Source organism: Serratia marcescens (genome assembly GCF_006715005.1).
GTDB lineage: Bacteria > Pseudomonadota > Gammaproteobacteria > Enterobacterales > Enterobacteriaceae > Serratia > Serratia montpellierensis.
In genome coordinates, this window is the sequence record NZ_VFMJ01000001.1 from 4,808,992 (window position 1) to 4,833,536 (window position 24,545).

Consider the following 24,545-nt stretch of genomic DNA (forward strand, 5'->3'; position numbering starts at 1 on the left):
GGGGAGGATGTTGTGTCTTTAGCGACTATATCATCGGAGGGCGGTTGATTATCAAGCGATTAATCGGCGTGGCGGCATGAAAAACGCCCGCAGGGCGCGGGCGTTGGGTAGTTAAGTTAGCAAGTGCTTACTTTATTCGTCTTCTTCATCGCGCAGCGGCACGATCAGCATATCGATGTGCACGGTATTGATCAGCTGGCGTGCGGAAGACATCAGCTTGCTCCAGAAGTCCTGGTGGTGGCCGCACAGCACCAGGTCCATGTCGTATTTCTTGATGGCATCGACCAATACCTGCGCCAGATCGCCGCTGCCGCTCAGGGTCTCGGTGATCGGGTAGCCGGCGTTTTGCGACAGCTCGGTCAGCGCCTGATGGGTTTCCTCGGAGATGCGTTTTTGCATGTCGCCGAGATTGACGTCGATAAGGCCGGTATAAAGGTCGGAATAGTTGACATCGACGTGGATCAGAGAAACTTTAGCGTTGTACGGCCGCGCCATCGAGACGGCTTTTTCTACCAGGATCTTGCTTTCCGGGGATAGGTCCACCGCGATCAGTATGTGTTTGTAAGCCATAAGAATACTCCTTCCATAAACATGCCGATTAAAAAGGGTTAGCAGGCGTTCCGTTTACCCGCCTGGCGCTTTTGGTTCCATAGTATCATTCGGATAACGTAATGATATGTTGGGGCGATCACACTGCGCCGCATCGAAAATCTCTCCGCCCGATACCTTTCGTTGTACACCCGCGCGGCGCAAAAGCCTATGGATTATGCGGATGCTGACGGTCTGACCGCTTGAATTATAAGCGTTATTAAACAAAGTATAGCGCTAAATGTGCAATCAGCGCTCCAGATGCGGCTGCAGCAGGCTTTCAAACCACTCATGAAACACCGCCAGGCGGCGCGATCGCTGGCGGCGATGGGGATAGATCAGGGCGATCGGCATGGAGGCGGCGCGGTGGCCGGGCAGGACTTCCACCAGTTCACCGGCGTCGAGCAGGTGTTGCACGTCATAGCGTGGGATTTGCATCAGCCCCAGCCCGGCGCGGCAGCAGGCGATATAGCTTTCGGCGTTGTTGACCACCACCCGGCTGGGCAGTTCGAGGCGTTGCGTATGGCCGTCGTCGGTCAGGTATTCCCAGGGGGATTCACGGCCGGTTTTGGGCGAGGCGTAGCCGATGCTCCAGTGTCCCTCGATGAGATCGCCGGGCTGGCGCGGATGGCCGAATTCGCTCAGATAGGCAGGGCTGGCGCAGTTGATCAGCGCGATATGGCCGAGCGGGCGCATTACCAGGCTGCTGTCGTGCAGATCGCCGACGCGCACCGCGCAGTCGACCCCTTCCTGCACCAGATCGATGGCGCGATCGGCGGAGCCGAGCACCAATTGCAGGTGGGGATGGCGCCGCAGCAGGCCGGGCAGCGCCGGCGCGATCAACCGGCGGGCGATGCGGCTCGGCACGTCGACGCTGAGCCGCCCGGAGGCCTGGCGCTGGCTGGCCTGAAACGATTGATCGATGTCTTCCACCTCGGCCAACAGCGGGCGCAGCCGCTCGAGCAGCTGTTCGCCGTCGGCGGTCAGCCGCACTTGCCGCGTGGTGCGGTGCAGCAGACGTACGCCCAGCTGCGTTTCCAGTTGCTGAACGGCGGCGGACACCGAGGCGCGCGGCACCTCCAGCGCATGGGCTGCCCGGATAAAGCTGCCCATTTCCGCCACCTGTACGAATACGCGGTATTGATTGAATCTGTCCATCTCGTTGACCTGCTGTTCCTTGGCGCCGTTTCTGACAGAGAGTGTAGCCGCATGGCGCGGTTGCGCGCGAGCAGGTGCGGGGGCGATATTTGCCCCCGTCGAACTTATTTGGTGGTGTAGCCGCCGTTGATCAGGATGGTTTGGCCGGTTACCCACCAGCCGTCGCTGACCAGATGGCGGATGAAGGGCACCACGTCTTCGATATCGGTCAGGCCGGTTTTGCTGAACGGCGACAGCGCTGCCGCCGTCTTGTGGTAGGCCACGGCGTCCGCACCCTCCGCCGGGTAGAAGAACGGGGTGTCCATCGGGCCGGGGCCGACCGCCGTCACGGAGATGCCACGCTCGCCGAACTCCTTGGCGGCGGCGCGGGTGAAATGCTCCACCGGCGCCTTGGTGCCGGCGTAAGCGGCGTAGAACGGCGTGAAGGCGCCAAGCAGCGAGGTGACCAGCGTGCAGATTTTACCGTTGTCGTTGAGGTGTTTGCCCGCCTCTTTCAGGAAGAAGAACGCGGTTTTGGCGTTAACCGCCGTCATCTCGTCGTACTCGGCCTCGCTGATGTCGACCATCGGCTTTTTCAGCACTTTGCCGACGGTATTGATGGCGATATCCGGCTTACCGACGGCGGCGACCGCATCGGCGAACAGCTTTTCGACCGCGCCCGCGGTGGTGAGATCGGCCTGCAGCGCGACGCCTTGCGCCCCGGCGGCCTGAATGGCGGCGACGGTTTTTTCCGCCTCGGCTTTGGAGGCGGCGCTGTTGTAGTGGATCACCACCGCTTTGGCGCCTTGTTCAGCCAAATCGCGCGCGATCAGCCCGCCGAGGTTTTTGGCGCCGCCGGCGATGAGGACGGTTTTTCCCTTGATTGAATGGTTTGCCATAACAGTTTCCTTGGATGAACGTAACGGAAACCTGAGTCTAGCCAGCGTGGGGGGAAAGATCAGCGGCGTAGGGCGGGATAGACTATCCAGAAAAACCGACTAATTACCGGCCGGTGGCGGTTCGTTGTCACGCCCCGGCGGGGGTGTTTCAACGCGTGGCGGTAAATTTTATCCACTGATCAGGCCAGTTTGCGTTTCATTAACCTACAATGATGGATATGGGCCTCATCATTTCCCCTCTGAGTGGAACCACGCTGTGCAAATCTCTCTGTGCGGTGCGGCAACGTCTCCGGAGGCGGTGGGTTATGGGCGTGGTCCGTGCAGGCAAAAAAGGGGATGAGAGCGGTAAGCTCCAGCAGAGTATCGGGTAATGAGGTAGGGCGGTTGGACCCGGCGGATGGCCGCGGATAACAACGCCTTGAGGGGGCAATCATGATCAGTACCGTCGCGCTGTTTTGGGCCTTATGTGTGGTGTGTGTGGTAAACATGGTGCGGTATTACTCTTCTCTGCGCGCGCTGCTGGTGGTATTGCGCGGCTGTGACCCGCTGCTGTACCAATACGTCGACGGCGGCGGTTTCTTCACCGCCCACGGGCAACCCAGCAAGCAGCTGAGGCTGGTGCGCTATATCTTTGCGCAACGCTATGTCGAGCACCACGATCCGGAGTTTATTCGCCGCTGCGAGCGGGTGCGCGGGCAGTTTATGCTGACCTCGGCCCTGTGCGGCCTGGTGGTCATCAGCCTGATAGCGCTGATGATTTGGTATTAATGCCTTCCTGTTTCCCTTGATGCAGGCAAAAAAAAGGCGGCCCTGCGGCCGCCTTTCTCATGATGCTTATCGCTTAGATCAGCTTTAACGCAACCCAATACAGCGCACCGGAAAGCAGAATCGAGATTGGCAGGGTCAGTACCCAGGCCAACAGGATGTTCTTCACGGTTTTGCTCTGCACGCCGCCGCCGTCCACGATCATCGTCCCGGCAACCGCCGAAGAGAGGACGTGGGTGGTGGAGACCGGCATGCCGGTATAACTCGCCACGCCGATCGACAGCGCCGCGGTCATCTGGGCCGATACGCCCTGGGCGTAGGTCATGCCTTTCTTGCCGATCTTCTCGCCGATGGTGGTGGCCACGCGTTTCCAGCCCACCATGGTGCCGAGCGACAGTGCCAGCGCGACGGCGACGATGATCCACATCGGCGCGTACTCGACGGTCTGCAGCAGATCCTGACGCAGGTTCTTCAGGAAACGCTGGTCGGCGGATGAGGTTTCCGGCAGCTTGGCGACTTTATCCGCCGTGTCGGTCACGCACATCAGCAGGCGGCGCAGGTGGCTGCGCTGGTCAACCGTCAGCTGATCGTAGCTTTGCAGGTTGGCCAGCATGCCCTGAGCCAGCTCGATCGCCGGCATGGCGCGCGAACTGTCGCAGTGGAACTCGGCCGGCTTGTTAGGCGTAGCTTCGTCATCCGGGCTTGGCACCAGCGGCGTCAACGACACCGCATGCGACAGTGCGTCACCGTGCTGCTGGTAATATTGCTGCAGGTGGGTCACGGCATCACGCGTACGGGTGATGTCATAACCGGTTGCATTCATATTGACCACGAAGCCGGCCGGCGCAACGCCGATCAGCACCAGCATGATAAGGCCGATGCCTTTCTGGCCGTCGTTGGCGCCGTGCGAGAAGCTGACGCCAATCGCCGACAGGATCAGTGCGATACGGGTCCAGAACGGCGGCTTGCGTTTGCCGTCGACCTTTTCACGTTCCGCAGGGGTCATGTGGATACGCTGGCGTTTCTTGGTGCCACTCCAATAGCGGCGCAAGGCGAACACCATCACTCCCGCTACCATCATGCCGACCAGCGGCGAGAACAGCAGAGAAAGGAAAATGCCAATCATTTTCGGGACGTTAAGCGCATCCACCACCGAAGTGTGGGTCATCAGGGCGTTGGTTAAACCGACACCGATGATTGCGCCTATCAGCGTATGGGAACTGGAGGCCGGCAGACCGAAATACCAGGTGCCGAGGTTCCAGATGATTGCCGCCAACAGCATGGAGAAGACCATGGCTAATCCGTGCGCTGAACTGACGTTCAACAACAGATCGGTAGGCAGCAAATGGACGATGGCGTAAGCAACACTCAAACCGCCGAGCATTACGCCAAGAAAGTTGAACAAACCTGCCATCACGACCGCAAGTTGCGAGCGCATGGCGCGGGTATAAATAACTGTAGCGACCGCATTGGCCGTATCATGAAAACCGTTGATGGCTTCATAAAACAACACGAACAACAATGCGAGAATTAACATCAGGCCGGTATGGAAATCCAGGCCAGCGAACAAATGCAGCATAAGCGTTACGCCAGTTTGTGGACATGAACGCCGCGCATTATCAGTGACAACCGGTGCCGGGGAAAAGGAAAATATGACGTTTTTTTGATTTGGACATGACGAAACGATGACGCGCCTATAACAAAAATATGGAATATCAACGCGTTAATCTCCTCTGACCTCTGTAATATTTTCTTACTATGGCGTTGGCGGCGCCGGGGCTTTACAATCTGCCGCCGTGAATTTGGCGGTGACCGGCGGCGAAACGGCGTAATATGGCGCTCTTTTGTCGCGATTGTGGTTTTGATAAGTGAGGCTCAGGTGGAACAGTTTGATGTCGTAGTGATTGGGGCGGGCGCCGCCGGCATGTTTTGCGCCGCGCAGGCGGGGCAACTCGGTTGCCGCGTGTTGCTGCTCGACAACGGCAAAAAACCGGGCCGCAAGATCCTGATGTCCGGCGGCGGGCGCTGTAACTTTACCAATATGTACGCCGAACCGGCGGCCTATCTGTCGAACAACCCGCACTTTTGCAAGTCGGCGCTGGCGCGCTACACCCAGTGGGACTTCATCGATCTGATCAACCGCTACGGCATCGCCTACCATGAAAAAACGCTGGGGCAGCTGTTCTGCGACGATTCGGCGCAGCAGGTGGTGGATCTGCTGGTCAAAGAGTGCGAGCTGGGCCAGGTGACGATGCGCCTGCGCAGCGAAGTGCTGGGTGTGGAGAAAACCGAGAACGGTTACGCGCTGGCGCTCAATGGCGAAAAAGTAAGTGCTCGCTCACTTGTGGTGGCCAGCGGCGGATTGTCCATGCCGGGGCTGGGCGCTTCGCCGTTCGGTTACAAGCTGGCGGAGCAGTTCGGCCTCAAGGTGCTGCCGACGCGCGCCGGACTGGTGCCGTTTACCCTGCATAAGCCGCTGCTGGAGCATGTGCAGACGCTGTCTGGCGTCTCGGTGCCGGCGGTGCTCACCGCCGAGAACGGCGTCAGCTTCCGTGAAAGCATTCTATTTACCCATCGCGGCCTGTCCGGCCCGGCGGTGCTGCAGCTGTCCAGCTACTGGCAACCGGGTGAGTATGTGAGCGTTAACTTACTTCCTGAGCTGGATTTGGCGGCCTTCCTGGATGATCAACGCCGGGAGCACCCGAACCAAAGCCTGAAAAACACCCTGGCGCTGCAATTGCCGAAGCGGCTGGTGGAGTGCTTGCAGACCCTGGGACAGTTGCCGGAGGCGACGCTGAAGCAGCTGAATGCGCCGCAGCAGGCGGCGCTGGTGGATCTGTTGCAGAACTGGCGCGTGCAGCCGAACGGTACCGAAGGCTACCGCACGGCGGAAGTGACGCTTGGCGGCGTCGACACCAATGAACTTTCCTCCAAGACGATGGAGGCCCACAAGGCGTCGGGGCTCTACTTTATCGGCGAAGTGGTGGACGTGACCGGGTGGTTGGGCGGCTACAACTTCCAGTGGGCCTGGAGCTCGGCCTGGGCCTGCGCCCAGGCGCTGGCGGCGCAGGGGCGTTAACGTTCAGCAGTGACGGATCAGGCCGATGTTGTTGGCATAAAACGCAGATACAACCCAGCGAGCGTCATAAAGCATTAGTAGCTGGTCGGTTGTCGAAAGCGCTTGCGGATCGCCGAGACCCTATTCATTAGACTTGTGAACCATTTCCCACGCCATGTCCGGTGTCGGCAGCAGCCGAGAGGGAATGATGTTCGGCAAGACAGCGAATACCAGAGCAAAAATCACCGAGGCGATCGGTTTTCTCAGCCGACGAGGTTTCATTTTCTCTTGTCTGTTAATTGCACCCTGCCGGCCCTTTCAATTCCACGCGATTGCCGTCCGGATCGCTGAAATAAATCGATGGCCCGTCGCCTTCCGCGCCGTAGCGCGATTCGGCGGGGTCAACGTCGATGCCCTGCGATCGCAGATAGGTCAACAACGCGTCTTCGTTGAATGGATCGATGCGCAGGCAGACGTGATCGACATTTTGCCGATGAGGATCGGGCGTTTCGCCACCTTTTTTCCCCAGTACGCCGTTGACGTCCACCAGGTCAATCATGGAGGCACCGGCGCGCAGGTGCACCAGCCCCAAATCCGGTCGCTGTTTGGCGATATCACAGCCGACGATCTGGGTATAAAAACGCAGGCTGTTCTGCATATCGCGCACGCGCAGCACCACATGATCCAGCCGTTGCAAGTTGAAGGGGCGCACGGTCATCTCCTCAAATGAACATCTCCTTTACAGCATAAGCGGCGATGACGGATTTATCCTGCTTCGCGGCATTCCCGTTCGTGCGCCCAAACCCCCAAAAAAAACGGCCGATGGGTGCAGCCATCGACCGTGGGGCTTAAGCGTTCAAGCGTTAACGAGGGAAGTTGTCGCTCAGCGCATCCAGGCCGCCTTGGTAGATGCCGCTGAACAGGGCGACGGCCTCGTCGTCGCTGATGTTGACCGGCGTGAAGCTGCCCGACCACTCCACGCGCGCCACGTTGGCGTCGTCGGTGGCGTGCACTGACAGGGTGGACAGGTAATTCACCACCGGGAACGGCGCCTGCATGATGGAGTAGCTGTAGCTGCGTTGACGGTTGTCGAACGCTTCCAGCCGCTCGATGACGGTGCCGCCGTCGGCGGTGGTTAAGGTACGCACGCGGCCGCCTTGTGAAACGACGCTTTTCGGGATGAACGGCAGCCAGTCAGGCAGGGCGTCGAAGCCGCCGATCAGTTGCCATACGGTGTCGGCAGATGCCGGGATGTCCATAGAGACGGATGTAGTAGCCATTTTCTTTCTCTCTTAATATCGGGTTCGGGTACAGGGTTACATTGCCAGCGTATCTACGACGCCACCGTCAACGCGTAGCGCCGCGCCGGTGGTGGCCGAAGACAGCGGAGAGGCGAGGTAAACGGCCAGGTTGGCCACTTCATCGACGTCCGCCGCGCGCTGAATAATGGAGCTTGGGCGTTCGGTTTTAACGAACTCGTCGGCCTGATCGCGTGCGCTGCGCCCGGATTTGGCCGCCGCATCCGCCAGCATTTCTTGCAGGCCTTCGGTAAAGGTTGGCCCCGGCAGAATGGCGTTGACCGTCACACCGGTGCCGGCGAGGCGTTTCGCCAGGCCGTGAGACACCGCCAGGTTGGCGCTTTTGGTGACGCCGTAGTTGATCATGTCCGCCGGGATGGCGACGCCGGATTCGGACGACACGAAAATAATGCGTCCCCAACCCTGCTCGGTCATGCTCTGCGCGTAGTGGCGCGCCAGACGCACGCCCGAGAGGACGTTGACGTTATAGAAGTGCATCCACTCGCTGTCGGGCACGGTAAAGAAGTCTTTATCGTTGAAAATGCCCAGGTTGTTGATCAGCACGTCGGCTTTCGGTTCCGCGGCGAACAGGGTAGCAGCCCCTTGTTCCGTCCCGAGATCCGCGACCACGCCGCGTACCTGCGCGCCGGGCACGTTGGCGCTGATGTCGGTGATGGCGTGATCGACCCCGCTTTTCTGACGGCCGACGATCACGACGGTGGCGCCCGTTTTGGCGAGCCCGCGCGCGATGCCGAGGCCGATGCCGGAGGTGGAGCCGCTGACGACGGCGACTTTGCCTGAAAGATCCAGTTTCATCATGTATCTCATCGAGTTAATGGGGGTAATGGGGCCATGTGGCCCCATAAAACTTAACGAGTCGGCAACGGCGCGTTGTCGGCCACCAGTTTCTGACGGCGCATTTCGGCCCAGAACTCAGCCGGGATAACGGCGTCCAGCGCAGCCAGATCTTCGGCCATGCGGCCAGGGTGGCTCGAACCGGGGATCACGGCGGCCACCGCCGGGTTAGCCAGCGCGAACTGCAGCGCGGCGGCTTTGACGTCGACCTGGAAGCGAGCGGCGATCGCTTTGATTTGCGCTACCTTTGCCAGCACCGCCGGGGACGCTTTCTGGTATTCGTAGTGCTCGCCGCCGGCCAGCACGCCGGAGTTGTAAGGGCCGCCGACGACGATGTCGACGTTGCTCGCCAGGGCTTCCGGCATCAAACGCTGCAGGGCGCGTTCATGATCCAGCAGGCTGTAACGGCCGGCCAACAGGAAGGCATCCGGCTGCGTTTCGCTCAGGCCCAGCGCCAGTTCACAAGGCTCGACGCGGTTGACGCCGAGGCCCCAGGCCTTGATCACCCCTTCTTCACGCAGACGGGTCAGCGCGCGGAAAGCGCCGGTGCGGGCGATGTTGAACTGCTCAATCCAGTTGTCGCCGTAAAAATCCTGGGCCGGATCGTGGATCCAGACGATATCCAGGCGGTCGGTTTTGAGGCGCTTCAGGCTGTCTTCAATGGAACGCAGCGTGGCATCGGCGGAGTAGTCGTTGACGATCTTGTTCTTCAGACCGTGTTCGAACAGACCGCCTTTCTCGCCCAGATCGCGGGCGGAGGTGTCTTCTTCTTCGTCCAGCATGATGCGGCCCACTTTGGTGCTCAGCACATACTCGTCGCGCGGGTATTGCGACAGCACTTCACCCATGCGGATTTCCGACAGGCCGGAACCGTAGAGCGGTGCGGTGTCGAAGTAGCGAATGCCCAGATCCCAGGCGCCGCTGACGGTGGCTTGCACGTCCTCTTGCGGGATGTTGCGGAACATATTGCCGAGCGGCGCGCCGCCCAAACCGATCTTGCCGGGTAAAATAGTTTTGATGCTCATAGTCGATCCTCAATACGTTATCTTTTCAGGGAAACTTATGGGGCTCATACCTGTCTGCCCCGTCACGAGGCTAAAGATAACGTGGCAAGTTGTGACTTGATAGGACATAATTTGTCTAAGTTAAGTCCTTTGAGGTCTCACATGATCGATTTACGTCAGTTGAAATACTTTGTCGCGGTGGCGGAAGAGGAGCACGTCGGCCGCGCCGCCGAACGGCTGCACATTTCCCAGTCCCCGCTGAGCCGGCAGATTTCCCAGCTTGAGGAGCGCCTCGGGTTGATGCTGTTTGAGCGCAATCAGCAGCGCATCCGCCTGACCGCCGACGGCCAGACGTTTCTGGCCGAAACCCGCGCGCTGTTGACGCACGCCAACCGGCTTGAGTCGCTCGGGCGCCGCCTGGGGCGGGGGGAAGACGGCGGGCTGTGCATCGGCTATATCGAAAATGCGATGCACTCCGGCGTTTTGTCGAACGCATTGCGATCGCTGCGGGTGTCCCGGCCGGATGTGCACATCGTGCTTTACAGCCAACCTTCTTCCATGCAGCTGGAAGGGCTGCGGCAGCGTAGCCTGGACGTGGCGTTGGTCAATACGGCGCCGGATCGCGACGATCAGGATTTGGACTATACGCAGGTGTTGGACGATCGCATGCTGCTGGCCCTGCCGCAGACGCATCCGCTGGCTGAAAGGGAGACGCTGCAGCCGGCGGATCTCACCGATCAGGCCTGGATCTCGGTGATCCACAAAGAGGATGCTCATTCGCGCGACGACTTCGTGGCGGCCTGCGTGAAGGCCGGGTTCGATCCGGATATTCGGCTGGAAGCGGGCGAGCCGCTGACCGCACTGGGGTTGGTCGCCGCCGGGTTGGGGATGACGCTGATCCAGCACAGCCTGCGGCATAACGCGCCGCAGGGCGTGGTGCTGCGCGAACTGCCCTGGATGCAATACACCACGCAGCTGTGGGCAGTGTGGCACAAGGCCAACCTGCGCCCGCTGGTCACCCATTTTCGCGAAGTGATGTCGGCCGGGCCGGCCTGCCACTGATCGCCGGCGGCGTCTACTACGGCACCGCGCGTAAAGCGGCCACGATCGCCGCCAGGTCGGCGCGCTGCTCGTCTGCCAGCGCGGGCTGCGCCTGTGCCGCATTCTCCGCCAGCAGGGTTTGCAGGCCGATCAGCCAGTCATAGATATAAAACGCGGTATTTTTGGTCGGCGTTGGCGCCAGCCGGGTTAGCCGCTGCTGGCCGCTCCAGTCCACCGCCGGCTGCGGCGGCGGGGTAAAGATCGGCTGGCCGGGGTTGACGCGGCTCTCGGGGCGCGTTGCCGTATCGCGCCGCGGGAAGCCGAGCCAGGCGACGAAGTCGCCCAGTAGCGCCAGCGCCTGGCTGATCTGCCGATCTTCACCCTGTTCCGGCAGGCCCCCGGCGTACAGCGCACGCTCCAGTTCGTCGTCGAGCTGCAGACGGCAGGCGGCGCCGATCAGCGCATCGACCAGCAATTCCAGGTGCGGTTTCTCGACGCCAAGCAGATCCAACAACCGGCGGCTGTCCGGCAGCGCACGCAGATGGTTGATCCAATCCGCGAAGATCCGCGCGGCAAAAGGCGATGCGGGCTGACCGCCCGGCGCAGTGGATTCTTGCTCGCCGAACAGATCGATATCCAGCCCGAACGGTGAAGGCGCCATCGTCGGGGGTGGTGCGCTGTGCTGCTGTTGCTGATAAAGCTGGCGCAGCGTATCGCGCTGGGGCAGCAACCGCTCCAGCAGTTCGCCGTGGCGGCCGGCCTGCGCCTGCAGTGCGCGCAGCAGCTGTTGCGCGCGTTGCTGTGTCGCGTGCGGATCGGCGGCGGTGAGCCAGTTGCCGAGCAGGCTTTCCGTCAGCTCGCGCTGCAATTCCTCACGCTGTTCGAGCAGGCGCGCTTGCTTGTGGGCCGGACGCGCCTGAGCGGCCAGATAGTTCACCATGCGGCGGCAGTCCTGTTCATCCAGCGCCAGCAGCGTGGCCCAGCTGTCGCCGGGCTCGCCGACCTGACGCTGGACGGCGTCGTCGGGCCGCGCTTTGCCTTCCTGACGCGAGTCGAACGGCGTGATTGCCCAGATTAAACCGGGCTTGCGGCGTTGGCGCAGCGCCGGGGTTTCCCCCTGGGTGTGGTTGACCCAATCGCCGAGCGCCTGGCCGACGCGCGCGGCGTCCTGCGGCGTGGCGGCGGCATCGGTTACCAGCAACAGATTGGCGTGCAGGCCGTCCGCACAGCGGGTCAATAAATGGGCGCGCTTTGCCTGTTGCAGACGCTGCGCCGGCTCCGCCTGCGGACAGCTGCGGCTGCCGGGCAGGTCGATCAGCGCCACATCGGCGGGCAGGCCCGCCTGCGCCGTCTGCGGCAGAACGGTGGTCACTTCGGCGGTCAGCCAGGCCAGATCGCTCAGTGCGATCTCCCGTTCATCGCCTTGTTCGGTCATGACGGCGATCGTGGCGTTTTCCGGTACGGCGTTTGCGGTCAGCTGCGCCAACGCGCGGCGCGGTGCATGAACCTGTCGGTTGCCGCCGAGGGTATGCAGCGCGTGCGCCAGCTGGCGATAACGCGCCGTCAACGTCGTCTCCTCTCCCCACAGCGGTGCAAACAGGCGCGCTCGATCGTCGATGCTCAGCTGCGGCGCCAGCGTCACTGCCTGCGGCCAGAAGTGCCTGTCGAGCGTGGGTTGCTCTTTGCCGCCGTGGCGGCGTTGATTGTCCCACAGCGCCAGCACGGCGTTGCCGTCGAGGCCATCGAGGGCGACGGCTTGGCGGTGGCGCGCCAACGCTTGCAAATGGCCGGCGATGGCGCGGGCGTCCCAGTCCGGGCGAAAGCCGCGCATCGCGGCGGCGTCGATCGTGATGGCCAACCACTGCGCTTCGTTGAGCAGCGCGAGGGCGATCGGATAATCGGCGGGCCCCGTTTCGGCCGCCGTGCAGTAGCGCACCGCGAGCGACAGGTCCGCGTTGAAGCGTTTGGCGCCAGGCGCCAGCGCCGCCAGCAGATGGGCCTTGGCGGCGGCGTTGTGGCCATACAAACCGATGGCGACCTGCGCAGGCCGGGTGTTTTCCAACTGGACGGCGCGGTTATGGCAACCGCGCAGACGCAGCGTCAGGCGATCGGCTTCCCGCTCTAGGCGGGCGGATTGTCGGCGTGTGGCGTCCACCCAGTCGATCGCCTGCACAATGCCGGCGCTGAGCGCGTTATTCGGGGCCGCTGGGGCAAAGGTGTGCGTTTTCATCGTGGGTAAATGCTCCCGCTGTCTATCCAGTAGTGGGTCGCACCGGAGGCGCTGGCAGCCAGGGTATTGAGTTTAAGTTGCAGGTGGTGAGCCGGGACGGGGCTGCCGTCGGCCAGCACCGCCTGCGCGATCTTGACGCTTTCGGCGCCCTGCTCGGCGCTGGCGGTGATGGCCAGACGCAGGCCGATCACCGCGTCGCCGGCCAGCTTGCGCGCCAGCTGGGCGTCATTGATGGTCAGCGTATAGAGCGGGGAGGCCGGCCAGCGTTCGTTGTCCAACTGTCGGAAGCCCAGACGCAGCGGGCCGCGCAGCTGGAAGCTGCCGGCGGGATCGAGCGCGAAATCGGCGCGATCCAGATCGATGTCGCGGTAATAGACGTTATCGTCCGCCAGCATGTTGTTGCCGTCCAGCATGCCCAGATAGCGAATGGTGGAGTAGGGCTGGAAATCGCCGACGTTGAAGTAAAAGCTCTCCAGCCGCAGATCGATCGCCAGCAGGCACAGCATGGCGCCCACCGCGGCGGTGGATTTCGGGTTGTCGATGCGGCCGCGTTTGTTGAACGGGTACCAGCTGCGGGTGTGGTAGCCCTCAAGCGGCAGAATGCGGCTGGCGGGCAGCGGCTGCAGGTGGCGCAGCAGCGCCTGCACGCCGGGGAAACGCGCCGGGCGACCGGTCAGCAGCAGCACGTCGCAGGTATACAGCGCCACCACCTCGGCCAGCAGGCGCAGGCAGCGGCCGATGCCGATGCGATCGGACAAGAAGGCGGCGTGCAGATCGGCCAGGCGGATCACCAGCGGGGTGCGCAGAATATCGAAGGCGTCGCTGTCGGCTTCGCGCTGCACTTCGCCGTTGATAAACGCCAGCACCTGCGGCGTCGGCGGCTGCGGCAGCAGATCGCCGAGGTTGGCGGCGATTTCCGCCCGGCTGTCCAGCGGATCGTATTCTTCATAGGCACCGAGCAGCACGCGCCCGGCGGGCATGAAGATCTGCAGCGCGGCCTGCTGACGCAGGGTGGAAAGCCCGTCCATGCGCCCTTCGTTGCCGAACAGTTTGTCCATCAGCGCCGCGGCGGCGTTCACGCCGGCGGCTTCGAACGCCTGTTGCACGGCGGGCAGAACAAATTGCTGGATAATGTCCAGCAGGATGTCGTCGCCGGCGACCTTAAAGCCCTCGCGGAACAGCAGGCGCGGGTTGATTTTGATGTTGTTGCCCACGCCGTCGTCGAGCGAGTAGTGCGTGATCGCCAGATCGGTGGTGCCGCCGCCGATGTCGATGGAGGCGATGCGCAGCGTTTTCCCGGCCTGTTCACCCGGCGCCAGCGGCCGATCGGGCCGCGCCATGGCGGCGAAGAAGGCGTCGGTGCGGCCGGCGAAGTTCACCTGGGTTTCGTTGTACAGATAGACCATTTGGCCGCAGGTCGCTTCATCCCACTCGATCTGCACCTGCGGTGCCGGGAAGCGGGTGTGCGTGCCGTCAAATGGCACATCCTGCGGGTGCCAACCGAGGGCTTTCCATACCAGCCCAATCGCTTCCTGCATGCGGCGACGGAAGATCTCGCGCTCCGGCTTCGGCATCGCCGAAGGCAGCGTCAGGATGATGGCGCGTAAACGGCGCGGCGCGGCGGCGTTCGGCATGCGGCTGCGTTGGGCGATGCTGTTGATCTGCATCAGCGCCTGCGCCAACAGCTCGCTCAACATCAGGCTCATCACCGCGCTGCGGCTGTAATGGGCGGCGAACACCGGCAGCCGTTCGGCCGTCGGCAGGGCGGACAGCGGCACGCCCTCATCGTTGATCAGGGTGGTTAACGGCGCGGCGGCGGCCATCGGCTCGTGCCGCTCGTTGAAGCGCCAGCCGGGCGCATAGCGCTCCTCGTCCCACAGATAACGCCGTGGGCTGGAGATGCCGGTGGTGCCTTCATGCCCTTCGCGTCGCTGCGCCAATTGCGCGGCCTCACGGCCGACGCGGGTGATGGACGGCCATTGGAAGGCATCGTCGCGCCCGCTCTGGAACGACAGATGCGGTTTGCCGAAGACGGCCTGAGAAAACTCCACCCGGCTCTCGAACAGTTCGTTGTAGACCTGATGCGGTTCGGACAGCGAGCGCAGCTGCAGCTCATAGGTTTGCTTCAGGCCGTTGCTCTCTTCCGGATGGTCCTCGACCAGCACGCCGCAGGTGTGAGAATTGCCGACGTCCAGCACCAGATCGACGTCGATCGCCGGTTGTTGCAGCGTCGCCGCCACCATTTTTATCTGCGGCACCGTCAGCTGATGGCCGAGCATGTGCAACAGATTGAGGTAGTGCGCCTGATACTCGAAGGTTTTCAGCCCGGCGTTGATCTCCGCCTCGGCGCGCTGTTCCCGCTCGGTGGCACGCTGGCTGAACGCCTCGCGCAGCCAGCCGTCCACCCAGGTCAGATCGAGGAACTCGCCCAGCTCGTGGTTGCGGTGCGCCAGCGTGAAGTTCAGCCCGGTGCCGAGATCGCTTTCGCCCGGCGCCAACGCTTCCTGGCCGGGCGCGGCGGCACGGGTGTCGAAGGCCAGCACCACGCGCAGCAGATTGCCGTCCTGATCCGGCTCATCCAACTGCACCACCTGCAGACGTGCCCAGTTATCCGGGCCCGATAAAAACATTCCCGAGGCGGTGTAGCGCAGGAACGGCAACGGCAGCCAGAGCTTATCCAGCAGGCGCAGCGACTGCTGCAGCGGGTAGCTGAACTCAGGCCGCACCACTTCGGCGGCTTGTCCGCCCTCGGCCGGCAGTTGGTATTTGCCGCTCTCGGCCTCCCATTGCAGGCGCAGCAGCGGGCCACTGGCGGTCTTGCGCACGAATTTGCCGGGAAACTCGGCGTCCAGCCGCGGCGTCAGGGCAAAGTCCAGAAACTGAATGCCGCTGTCCTGAATCAGCGTAACGCCGTGTTTGTAGTCAGTAAGGGGGGCCAGCATCATTTACTCTCGCGCTTGAACGTCATGGGATAGGTGGTGTCCGCATCGTAGCGGCCGGTGCACTCCGCCGCGCCGGTCTCGCCCTGGCGGCAGACGATTTCCGGGATCTGATAGCGGCTGCCGTCGCTGCAGCGTGCCTTGGTGCGGCTGTTGATCACCAGATTGCCGGACTGCATCAGGCCGGCTTCGACCGCGACTCGACAGGTGACGCCGTCGCCGTAGGCGATGATGGCGTTGCCTTTGCCCGCGTTCAGGCGGTATTGCAGGCTGGGGCGTTTGCCGGTGATCGGATCTTTCAGCGCCACCGTGGCGCGCCATTTGCCGTTAAGGAAACGGGTGGAGCCGGCCTTCACCGCCTCGGGCGGTAGCACCAGCGCATTTTTGTCCGCCGGCTGCGGGATGACCGGCGCCGGTGGCGGCGGCATCAGCGTCGCGTGCGCCAGCGGCAAACGCAGCTTAGGCAACGGCGCGGCGGTTTTTTCCGGCGCTGCAGGAGGGTGCACCTCAGTCGGTATCGCCGGTTGCGGCGGCGGTGAGCGGTGCAGCCAGGCGGCCAGCGCCGCACTGCCTAACAGCAGCACGGGCAACAGCCACAGCGCGTGGCGCCGACGTGGGCGAACGACGGCAGGGGATTCGACGGGTGCCGCCGGAGCGGGCACCGGTTCAGGCTCGGCGGCCGGGGCCGGTTTTACCGGTTCGACAACGGCCGGTTTGCGTGGGGCGGCGGCGATCGGCACCGGTTTTTCCACTTCCGATTCGAGCGGGCGCAGGCAGGCTAACGGATCGTCCGGGCTCTGCGCCTGCGGTTTGATAAACCCCCAAAAGGTCAGCACCGGCCGGTCGTCTACCAGGTAGACGTGGTTGGGATCGGGAATATGCATCGCTTTGGCCAGCAGCGCGCCGAACAGGCGGTGGCTGGGATGAGCGGTCGCCTGGGTCTGCTCCGTCAGGCTGCGGAAGGTCGCCAGGCAGTGTTCCAGGTGGCGCACCGCCTGCGCGCGCTGGGCGTCGCTGGCCGCCAGCCAGGAGGTGACCTTTCCCGGGAAGGGCGCATACCAGTCGATGCGGGTGCCGCTTTCGTTCGGCTGGGGGATCGCCAGACAGTCGGCGGCCTGTGGCTGCCGGCGAAGACGCAGGGTTTCCCGCAGCTGCTGCGCGCAGGCGTAGATCGGTTGCCCGTTCTCGCCTAAAGCCAGCACATCATCCAAACTGCCACTGCGTAAGAAGGGTTTCACCACGGCACCGCACCTTGTCCTGTTCTGCAAAAACGCATAAAAGTCCATGATACCCCGCAGGCAGTGCCGTCAAACGGCCAAGGACAGCCCGAAAAACGCCCTTCTCTGGCGTTAGCGGCGCACTTTGGCAACTGGTACAGTGAAAATCTCGCTATCTGGACCTGTCCGTGAACCGCTTTATCTGAAAAATAGAACGCAGCCCCGGCAAGCGACGCCGGGGAATGCTGTTCTCTTTCACTATGACCTCGCCTCGCGGGTTGCCGATTTCGGTATGCCTCAGGCGTGCGGAGCGTTCGCATCATGGACAGTCAGTCTGAAAAAACTCTCGTTGTTACCCCCGCTCATCCCGAGGTCGGGCATTCGGCTCAGGGCTGGATGAACGGCTTCCTCGGCATGATTATCTTCAGCGGCTCGCTGCCCGCCACGCGGGTGGCGGTGCTGGAGCTCGATCCGCTGTTTCTGACGGCGGTCAGGGCGGCGATTGCCGCCTTGCTGGCCCTGTGTGCGTTGCTGATCACCCGCCAGGCGCGGCCGATGCGGGCCGATTTGCCGCCGTTGCTGTTTGTGGCGCTCGGCGTGGTCATCGGTTTCCCGCTGCTGACGGCGCTGGCGCTGCAGCACACCACCTCGGCGCATTCACTGGTGTATATCGGCCTGCTGCCGCTGGCGACCGCCGGTTTTGGCGTCTTGCGCGGCGGAGAGCGGCCCAAGCCCGCTTTTTGGGCCTTTTCCGGGATCGGGGCCGCGCTGGTGGGGGCGTTCGCGCTGAGCCAGGGAAACGGCGGTACCTGGCAAGGGGATGCGCTGATGATCGGTGCGGTGCTGCTGTGCGGTCTGGGCTATGCCGAAGGGGCGGTGCTGTCGCGTCGGATCGGCGGCTGGCAGATCATCTCCTGGGCGCTGGTGGTGGCGTTGCCGTTGACGCTGGCGGCCGCGTGGTGGGCGGCGCCGGCCGCTTGGCCTGCCGTCAGCGGCGCTGCCTGGCTGTCGCTGGTGTACGTCTCGGTGTTCAGCATGTGGATTGGGTTTATTTTCTGGTATCGCGGCCTGGCGCAGGGCGGCATCGCCGCCGTCGGGCAGCTGCAGCTGCTGCAGCCGTTCTTCGGCCTGGCGCTGGCGGCCTGGCTGCTGCAGGAAACCGTCCAGCCGATGATGATCGCCGTGATGGCCGGCGTGGTGGTTTGCGTGTTCGGCGCCAAGCGCTTTTCCCGCTAGGCGCCGCTGCCGGCGCAGGCCAGGATCACCTGTCCGAGCCGTTCCACCGCCTGTTGCACCTGGCGGTCGGCATAACCGCCCAACCCCAGCACCAGGCCCGGTTCACCGTGGCCGGGTGCATACATCGGCGACACCGCCCGCAGCGCCAATCCGGCTTCGCTGGCGCATTGGGCGACTCGCACGTCATCGAGATCTTTCCTCAGCCACAGCACCATGTGCATGCCCTGATCGCAGGGCTGCACTACCGCCAAATCGGCGGGGATATGCGTGTTGATCGCCTCGATCAGCACCCGGCGTTTCTCGGCGTAGACGCTACGCATTTTGCGGATATGCCGGTCGAGATACCCTTCGGCGATAAAGGCGGCCAGCACGTGTTGATCCGCGCTGGGCGGATGGCGATCCATCAGGATCCTGGCGCCGCAAAAGGCGTCGACCAGCGGCGGTGGCACGATGGCGTAACCCAGCCGCAGGGAAGGGAACAGCACCTTGCTGAAGGTGCCGAGATAGAGCGTCCGCTCGGGCGCCAGCCCCTGCAGCGAAGGGAACGGGTGACCGGCGTAGCGCATCTCGCTGTCGTAATCGTCTTCCACGATCCAGGCCTGCCGCTCTTTGGCCCAGGCCAGCAGGGCGCTTCTTTTCGCCATGCTCATCGGCATGCCCAGCGGATATTGATGCGACGGCGTGACAAAGGCGGCGCGGGCATCGGCGGCCAGACGCACGCCGGCGGCAACATCGATGCCGTCGTCGGCGACGGGCACCCTGATCATGTGCCGATCGCGAAACAGGCTGTCGAAAATGGCGGTAATGCCGGCGTAGGCGGGATCTTCCACCCAGGCGCTGTCGCCGGCGTCCAACAGGATCTGCGCGGCCAAATAGAGCCCTTGTTGCGTGCCGGCGGTGATGAGGATTTGTTGCGGCGTGCAGTTGACCGAGCGGGAACGGCGCACATAGTCGCAGATGGCTTCGCGCAGCGGCAACGCGCCCAGCGGATCGCCGTAGCCTGACGGGGCGCCGGGGCCGCGCGCCCGGATGCGGTTGCCGAGCCGCCGCCAGACATCGTCGGGCGCGGTATCGCCGATCGGCACCGAGACGGTGAACGGCACCGGCGGCAGCGCCCGCGCCTGGGCGGCGAAGCGCGCCAGATGCTGCGCCTGTGAAGAAAGCGGGACCGCGACCGCCGAACTCGCCTGCGCGTTGGCGTGCGGCGTGCGGCGCGGCGCCTGATAGTGAGCGACCCGGGTACCGGAGCCGGGCTGCGGTTCGAGAAAACCTTCCGCCGTTAGCTGAGCAAAGGCCTCCAATACCGTGCCGCGCGCCAGATTCAGCGCCGCCGACAGCCGACGCGTCGAGGGCAGCAGATCGCCCGCTTTCAGATCGCCCCGATGGATGGCCTGGCGCAGGGCCTGCGCCAGCTGGTGGCTAAGCTGGCCCGCCTGGCGATCGAGCTCGCCGAGGGCGGGGACGTCAACGACTTTGGCTGTTCTGGGCATGCATTCCGGCTCACTTAATAGGTCAAAAATAAGCATTCAGAGTAAACCGCTTTTGCTCTGTTCGCTATGCGCCGCGCAAGATTGAAAAAAGAGCGCGTGCCCGGTGCTACGGCGCTTATGCTTGTGGCTACGACGACGTTTTTTGCACGGAGATCGCACGTATGCACCTCATTCTTGCACCGAGCAATCTAGGCCTGCGGCCGTTGCGGCCCGGCCATGTGCCCGGCGCCTGGCGGGCGCCGCAGGCGCTGATGGCGCAGCGGCTGGTGGAAAGGTTGGCGGCGGGCGCGGTCAGCACCCTGCCGAAGCCGTCGTATTCCCCGCTGGCGCAGCCGGGCACCCGCATTCGCAATGGGCATGCTATTCGCACCTTCAATTTACAGCTGGCGGAGGCGGTGGCCGCAGTACAGGAGGGGGGAGATTTTCCGTTGGTCATCGGTGGCGATTGTTCGGTTTTATTGGGCGCGTTAGCCGGGGCGCGCCGGGCGGGGCCGCTGTCCCTGGTGCATATCGATGGGCACAGCGACTTCCGCCACCCTGGCAATTACGATGCCGAACAGACGTTGGGGGCGGTGGCGGGGATGGATTTGGCGTTGGCGAGCGGCCGTGGCGAACCCCTGCTGACGACCTGGCCCGGCGTCACGCCGCCGCTGGTGCCGGAACGGCAAATCGTACAGCTGGGGGAACGCGAGAGCCGGGATGTGGACTTCGCCTGGCCGGATATCGCGCAGACGGCGATTGAGCGCATTGATGTTTTTACCGCCCACCGCATCGGCGAGGCGGAAATCGTCCGGCGGATCGAACGCGTCTTGGCCGCGCAGCCGCAGTGGCGCTTCTGGCTGCATCTCGACGTGGACGTACTCGATCAAACAGTGATGCCGGCGGTCGATTCGCCGGGGTCGCCCGGCATCGATCGGCAATGGCTGGAGGATATCGGCGCGCGCCTGCTGCAAAATCCGCTGTGCTGCGGCATGACGGTGACGGTATTCGATCCCGATCTCGACCCCACCGGCCATTATGCGGCGCTGCTTGTCGATATGTTGGCGGCGATGTTCCAGCAACCTGGCGCATAATGGCCTGTTATCGCCTTTACCCCAAACCCCGCTGGTTCAGCAGCACCTTATTCAACTCGCTGTTTTTACGCACGTTCAGCTTGCGCATCGCCGAACGCTTGTGGGCGCTGATGGTTTTCTGGCTGCGCTGCAGCAGGCCGGCGATGCTGCAGGCGGACATGCCGCTGCTCATCAACCCCAGCACCTTTTTCTCGCAGTGGCTGAGCGCGGCGATGCGGCAGGCCTGGCATTTCCACATGCCGGCGGCATGCAGCGCCATCCACGGATGCTGGATGAATTTTTCCAACGCCATTTGCAGCTTGAGGCGGATGGCGTAGGCCGAATCGCGCCGATGGATGCTGAACAGCGGCGGCAGGTTTTTCACCTGTTGCTGGGTCGTGTCGTCGAGGATCAGCAGGGTCAGCTGCCGCTGGCGCGGGATGCCGTAGGGGCTCTGATAACAGCAGGCGCAGCCCCAGCGCTCTTCCGGCGTGCGGAACACGATTTCGATGTTATCCAACGCCTGCAGCGCCAGCGGTGAGAACTGCGGATACCGGCGCTGGCATTCGTTCAGGGAGTGCAGATAGTCCTGCAGCAGCAGACGCAGCCCCTGCTGGTAGAAGTTATCGCTGTCGAACAGCGTGAAGCGAATATCTGGCATGGGTGGCTCCTTAAAAGGCCGCGGCACCGCGCCGGAGCGAACGGTGACGGCCAATCGCCGGCGTTCGCGCGCCGGTCGTTTTCCTGATTTCCCTGGGGCGGTGCGGGCTTATTGGTACGCCAGCACAAAATTGGCGACGGACGTGAATTCGCCTTCGGTAATGCTTTGGTTCTGAATTGCACTTGGCCGCCCCTGCACATAGGCGGTGAAGTTCAGGCTGTTGGGGCCGTTTTGCAGCGCGACGGCGCTGGTGGCCTTATTCAGATCGATATCTGCACCCTGATGATCGAACAGGGCGATGGCGGCGCCGTTCGCGCCGTTGTTGATCGCCAGCTTGCCCGGCAGCTCTCCGTCTTCGGTGCCGCTGAAGGTCACGCTGACGGATTTGAACACCGTGGTCTTGCAGTCGGTCAGCTTGATGCTGAACGGTACCGGCGTGGTATGGCCGTAGCGGTACAGGGTTTTGACGATCACCGTGCCCATCTCCACCAACTGATCGGCGGACTGCGGTTCGATATTGCACGGGCGGCTCACCACGGTGCCGTGGAACTGCACCGGCGCGCCGATAAGCTCGGTGTTCGCCGCCGCCGGCACGGCGGCAAACCACCAGGGCGCGCAGCTCAGCAGCGCTAAAGCGCGTAGACGCATTTTCCGTTCCTCCCTCGGTTACTGGAATGCCGCCACGATGGTGGCCGATGCGTTGAATTCCCCTTCGCCGATCTCTGCGCCGCCGTTGGCGAACGGCGCCGCCACCAGGTTCCAGGAGCCGCCGTTGCCGATGTTCGGCACCGGGTAAAACTCATTCGGGATAACCAGCTGGCCGTTGTGCGTCAGCCGGATGCCGAGATCGTTCTTGTCGGTTTTGAACACCTCGTTGCTGAAGGCGGCCGCCGTGCCCGACACCGCCAGCTTGATGTTCAGCGTGCCGTCCTCGAAGCTGCCGCCCTCGCACTGGAAGCGCACCGGAATGCTTTGCGGATAGTTCGAGCCGTTGAGATCGCTGCCGCCGATCTCGCCGAACTCCACGTTGATCAGCTGGCCTTCGTTCACCACGCATTTATCCGGCACGTAGAGGATCGCGGACTGGATAAACACCTGCGCCATCGGATTGGGGCCGAAACCGCCGTCGGTTGAGCCGAGGCGGCCGAACATCTCGATGATCTGCCGATCGTTAATCTCGACGCCGTTGATGATCTTTTTGCGCACCCGGAAGGTGATGCGGCCTTTTGAACCGCTTTCATAGTTGTTGACCTGCACATAGGGCGGTGAGCAGCTGTGGTTGGGATACTCGTTGGATTCGTTGTAAAAAGGCACCGTGACATAGGCCTTCTTATTACCTGCAATCCACACTTCGGCTTTTAAATCCAGGAAGTCGTTCAACTGCAAGAAGCCGTTGCCGTAGTCAGAGGGGGGCAGCGCCGAATCCGACTTGTAAAAGTGCGGGCTTCGGGGGATCGGCGTATCGCAGTAGGCCTTACCGGTATAGGTACCGCCTAAGGAATAGGGAAACTGTTTGGTGAACCCCACCTGGTTGGTGATGTTGCTTTGATTGAGGTCGATATAGAACTGTTTCGGCCCGCCGTCCGGCGTGACGTAGCCGTTGGCCCAGGCGGCGGGGGCCGCCAGTGCAATCGCCAGCGGCAGGCAGAGTTTGGTCAGTTGAGTTTTCATCGCGTTCTCGAGCCTCACAGGTAAATCACCTGAATGTGCGCCACGGCGGCGAACCCGGCGGCCATCACCGCCCGCTGGGTGGATTCCACGCTGGCGCTAAACCACAGGGTGTTGCTGCCGGGTTGCAGAATGTAGGGGCGGCTGCGCTGGTTCAGCTCCAGCACCTGGCCCTGCTGGTCTTGCAGCCGCAGGCCGATGCCCTGTACGCCGCCGTTCAGCTTCAGCAACGACGGGTTGTCGACGTCGCTTTCGCCGAGAAACACCAGCGTGGCAGCCTGCTCACCTTGCAGATAGAGGCGGCCGGCGTCGCCGTTGCGCGGGCCGGCCGGGTTATCCGCCAGCGCGCGCGCGCCCAGCAGGCAGTTGCGGAACGAGAGGCGAAAACGCACCGGCGTGCTGCGATCGCCGGCGTTGCGGAAGTCGCGTGCGCTGACGTCGCCCAGATCGACAGCCTGATCTCGGCTGTCCGGCGTCAGGCTGCAGGGGGAGCTGAGCAGGCCGCCGTGAAAGCTGACGGTGCCGGTGGTGCCTTCGATCACGCCCAGCGGCGTTGCCGCCATTGCGCCGCCGCCGCACAGCAGTGCGCCGAGCAGCAGCGGGCGCAGTCGATCGGTGAATTCAGCCATGCTGGACCTCCTTATTTTTTCTCGGGCACGGCGGTGCAAACGCTGCCGTTGCAGGCGAAGCGCAGCTCCGGGTGGCCGCCGTAGTCGTTGATGTAGGTGATGACAAAGCTGTTCATGCCGGTCTCTTGCAGCTTGAGACTTTCGCTGGATTTCGGTTTCAGCATCAGCGGCTGAAAACCGCCGATCGCGCCGCCGCCCTGTTTTTGCGTCTGCCGCGTCATGCCGGTCAGGGTGATGTAAAACGGCGTCGGGTTGTCGACGGTGACGGCGCCGCCGCTTTTACGGAACACCAGCTTTTCCTGCCACACCTGGCCCTTGGGCGCGACGATGGCCTTCGGCCGGTAGAACAGCTTGATCTGCGTTTGCAGCGCCAGCTGCATCACGTTGGTTTTGGTGCTTTTCGGCGGAATTTCGCGCAGGTTGAAGTAGAACACCGACTCGCGATCCTGCGGCAGGCGATCCGCCTCCGGCGTCTTGGTGATGCGCACTACGCTGCGTTCGCTCGGCTCCACGCGCTGCAACGGCGGCAGCACCACCAGCGGCGAGGTGATTTTCTGGTGCTGCTCGTTCTCCAGCCAGGACTGCGCCAGGAATGGCAGCTCTTTGTTTTCGTTGACGATATTCAGGCTGATCGATTTGGCGTCGCTCACATAGACGGCGCGCGTGCGATCCAGCGATATCGCCGCGTCGGCGGTGGGCAGTACGGCGCTCAGGGCCAGGCCGGCGGCGGTCAGTAGCGTTATCGGGTGTTTGTTCATGTCATTATTTCTCAGCGTTA

22 protein-coding genes are annotated in these 24,545 nt (G+C 63.0%); 5 read left to right on the forward strand and 17 right to left on the reverse strand.

Going from position 1 to position 24,545, the window contains the following annotated elements; all coding sequences use genetic code 11:
- Window positions 1–132: 132 nt before the first annotated feature.
- The 3 genes from uspA to FHU12_RS23260 all read right to left on the reverse strand — a co-directional run bounded on the left by uspA (window position 133) and on the right by FHU12_RS23260 (window position 2,624).
- The gene (uspA, locus tag FHU12_RS23250) at window positions 133–570 is read right to left on the reverse strand and encodes a universal stress protein UspA (protein WP_004930988.1); all 438 of its coding nucleotides are present in this window, start codon (window positions 568–570) and stop codon (window positions 133–135) included.
- A gap of 267 nt (window positions 571–837) precedes the next feature.
- The gene (locus tag FHU12_RS23255; RefSeq protein WP_141972026.1) at window positions 838–1,746 is read right to left on the reverse strand and encodes a LysR family transcriptional regulator; all 909 of its coding nucleotides are present in this window, start codon (window positions 1,744–1,746) and stop codon (window positions 838–840) included.
- 104 nt (window positions 1,747–1,850) lie between these two features.
- Window positions 1,851–2,624 carry an SDR family oxidoreductase gene (locus FHU12_RS23260; protein WP_025304606.1) on the reverse strand — a complete coding sequence of 258 codons (774 nt, stop codon included), beginning with the start codon at window positions 2,622–2,624 and terminating at the stop codon, window positions 1,851–1,853.
- Window positions 2,625–3,056: 432 nt separating this feature from the next.
- On the opposite strand from FHU12_RS23260, the gene uspB reads away from it, so the two are divergent.
- The gene (gene uspB, locus FHU12_RS23265; protein ID WP_016930435.1) at window positions 3,057–3,392 is read left to right on the forward strand and encodes a universal stress protein UspB; all 336 of its coding nucleotides are present in this window, start codon (window positions 3,057–3,059) and stop codon (window positions 3,390–3,392) included.
- 73 nt (window positions 3,393–3,465) lie between these two features.
- Here uspB and pitA read toward each other — a convergent pair whose 3' ends face one another.
- Window positions 3,466–4,968, reverse strand: a complete 1,503-nt coding sequence (pitA, locus tag FHU12_RS23270) for an inorganic phosphate transporter PitA (RefSeq protein WP_141972028.1) — start codon at window positions 4,966–4,968, stop codon at window positions 3,466–3,468.
- A gap of 300 nt (window positions 4,969–5,268) precedes the next feature.
- On the opposite strand from pitA, the gene FHU12_RS23275 reads away from it, so the two are divergent.
- Window positions 5,269–6,468: a BaiN/RdsA family NAD(P)/FAD-dependent oxidoreductase gene (locus tag FHU12_RS23275; protein ID WP_141972030.1), complete on the forward strand. Its 1,200-nt coding sequence runs from the start codon at window positions 5,269–5,271 to the stop codon at window positions 6,466–6,468.
- Between the two features lie 274 nt (window positions 6,469–6,742).
- Here the strand turns inward: FHU12_RS23275 and FHU12_RS23280 are convergent, their stop codons facing one another.
- From FHU12_RS23280 to FHU12_RS23295, 4 genes are all read right to left on the reverse strand, one after another.
- A complete protein-coding gene (locus FHU12_RS23280; RefSeq protein ID WP_141972032.1) occupies window positions 6,743–7,165 on the reverse strand; it encodes a VOC family protein in 423 nt (140 codons plus the stop codon).
- Window positions 7,166–7,310: 145 nt separating this feature from the next.
- The gene (locus FHU12_RS23285; RefSeq protein WP_141972034.1) at window positions 7,311–7,727 is read right to left on the reverse strand and encodes an SRPBCC family protein; all 417 of its coding nucleotides are present in this window, start codon (window positions 7,725–7,727) and stop codon (window positions 7,311–7,313) included.
- 36 nt (window positions 7,728–7,763) lie between these two features.
- On the reverse strand, window positions 7,764–8,561 hold the full coding sequence (locus FHU12_RS23290; protein ID WP_141973073.1) for an SDR family NAD(P)-dependent oxidoreductase: 798 nt from the start codon (window positions 8,559–8,561) through the stop codon (window positions 7,764–7,766).
- Window positions 8,562–8,614: 53 nt separating this feature from the next.
- Window positions 8,615–9,625 (reverse strand): aldo/keto reductase, encoded by a 1,011-nt coding sequence (locus FHU12_RS23295; RefSeq protein WP_141972037.1) that lies wholly within the window; start codon window positions 9,623–9,625, stop codon window positions 8,615–8,617.
- Between the two features lie 141 nt (window positions 9,626–9,766).
- Here FHU12_RS23295 and FHU12_RS23300 point away from each other — a divergent pair, with 141 nt between their 5' ends.
- Window positions 9,767–10,666 carry a LysR substrate-binding domain-containing protein gene (locus FHU12_RS23300; RefSeq protein WP_141972040.1) on the forward strand — a complete coding sequence of 300 codons (900 nt, stop codon included), beginning with the start codon at window positions 9,767–9,769 and terminating at the stop codon, window positions 10,664–10,666.
- A gap of 16 nt (window positions 10,667–10,682) precedes the next feature.
- Here FHU12_RS23300 and FHU12_RS23305 read toward each other — a convergent pair whose 3' ends face one another.
- Genes FHU12_RS23305 through FHU12_RS23315 form a run of 3 tightly spaced genes read right to left on the reverse strand, consistent with a single transcriptional unit; the run spans window position 10,683 to window position 17,055 of the window.
- Window positions 10,683–12,875, reverse strand: coding sequence for a virulence factor SrfC family protein (locus FHU12_RS23305; RefSeq protein ID WP_141972042.1), 2,193 nt, complete (start codon window positions 12,873–12,875; stop codon window positions 10,683–10,685).
- Window positions 12,872–15,817: a virulence factor SrfB gene (locus tag FHU12_RS23310; RefSeq protein ID WP_185742373.1), complete on the reverse strand. Its 2,946-nt coding sequence runs from the start codon at window positions 15,815–15,817 to the stop codon at window positions 12,872–12,874. Before FHU12_RS23310 ends, FHU12_RS23305 begins: the two co-directional genes overlap by 4 nt.
- Entirely contained in the window at window positions 15,817–17,055 is a 1,239-nt protein-coding gene (locus FHU12_RS23315) for an SrfA family protein (protein ID WP_141972046.1), read from the reverse strand. The genes FHU12_RS23310 and FHU12_RS23315 overlap by 1 nt, the downstream gene beginning before the upstream one ends.
- A 297-nt stretch (window positions 17,056–17,352) precedes the next feature.
- Between FHU12_RS23315 and FHU12_RS23320 the strand changes: the two genes are divergently transcribed.
- The gene (locus FHU12_RS23320; protein WP_141972048.1) at window positions 17,353–18,267 is read left to right on the forward strand and encodes a DMT family transporter; all 915 of its coding nucleotides are present in this window, start codon (window positions 17,353–17,355) and stop codon (window positions 18,265–18,267) included.
- On the opposite strand, the gene pdxR is transcribed toward FHU12_RS23320, so the two are convergent.
- Window positions 18,264–19,757 carry a MocR-like pyridoxine biosynthesis transcription factor PdxR gene (pdxR, locus tag FHU12_RS23325; RefSeq protein WP_141972050.1) on the reverse strand — a complete coding sequence of 498 codons (1,494 nt, stop codon included), beginning with the start codon at window positions 19,755–19,757 and terminating at the stop codon, window positions 18,264–18,266. The genes FHU12_RS23320 and pdxR overlap by 4 nt on opposite strands.
- 161 nt (window positions 19,758–19,918) lie before the next feature.
- Between pdxR and FHU12_RS23330 the strand changes: the two genes are divergently transcribed.
- Window positions 19,919–20,830: an arginase family protein gene (locus FHU12_RS23330; RefSeq protein WP_141972052.1), complete on the forward strand. Its 912-nt coding sequence runs from the start codon at window positions 19,919–19,921 to the stop codon at window positions 20,828–20,830.
- A gap of 16 nt (window positions 20,831–20,846) precedes the next feature.
- Here the strand turns inward: FHU12_RS23330 and FHU12_RS23335 are convergent, their stop codons facing one another.
- From FHU12_RS23335 to FHU12_RS23355, 5 genes are all read right to left on the reverse strand, one after another.
- Entirely contained in the window at window positions 20,847–21,470 is a 624-nt protein-coding gene (locus tag FHU12_RS23335; RefSeq protein WP_060441415.1) for a LuxR C-terminal-related transcriptional regulator, read from the reverse strand.
- 108 nt (window positions 21,471–21,578) lie between these two features.
- Window positions 21,579–22,118: a fimbrial protein gene (locus tag FHU12_RS23340; protein WP_141972054.1), complete on the reverse strand. Its 540-nt coding sequence runs from the start codon at window positions 22,116–22,118 to the stop codon at window positions 21,579–21,581.
- An 18-nt stretch (window positions 22,119–22,136) separates the two neighbouring features.
- Window positions 22,137–23,141: a fimbrial protein gene (locus FHU12_RS23345; protein WP_033651772.1), complete on the reverse strand. Its 1,005-nt coding sequence runs from the start codon at window positions 23,139–23,141 to the stop codon at window positions 22,137–22,139.
- Window positions 23,142–23,155: 14 nt separating this feature from the next.
- Window positions 23,156–23,767: a fimbrial protein gene (locus FHU12_RS23350; protein ID WP_141972056.1), complete on the reverse strand. Its 612-nt coding sequence runs from the start codon at window positions 23,765–23,767 to the stop codon at window positions 23,156–23,158.
- An 11-nt stretch (window positions 23,768–23,778) separates the two neighbouring features.
- Window positions 23,779–24,525: a fimbrial biogenesis chaperone gene (locus FHU12_RS23355; RefSeq protein WP_141972058.1), complete on the reverse strand. Its 747-nt coding sequence runs from the start codon at window positions 24,523–24,525 to the stop codon at window positions 23,779–23,781.
- Window positions 24,526–24,545: the final 20 nt, after the last annotated feature.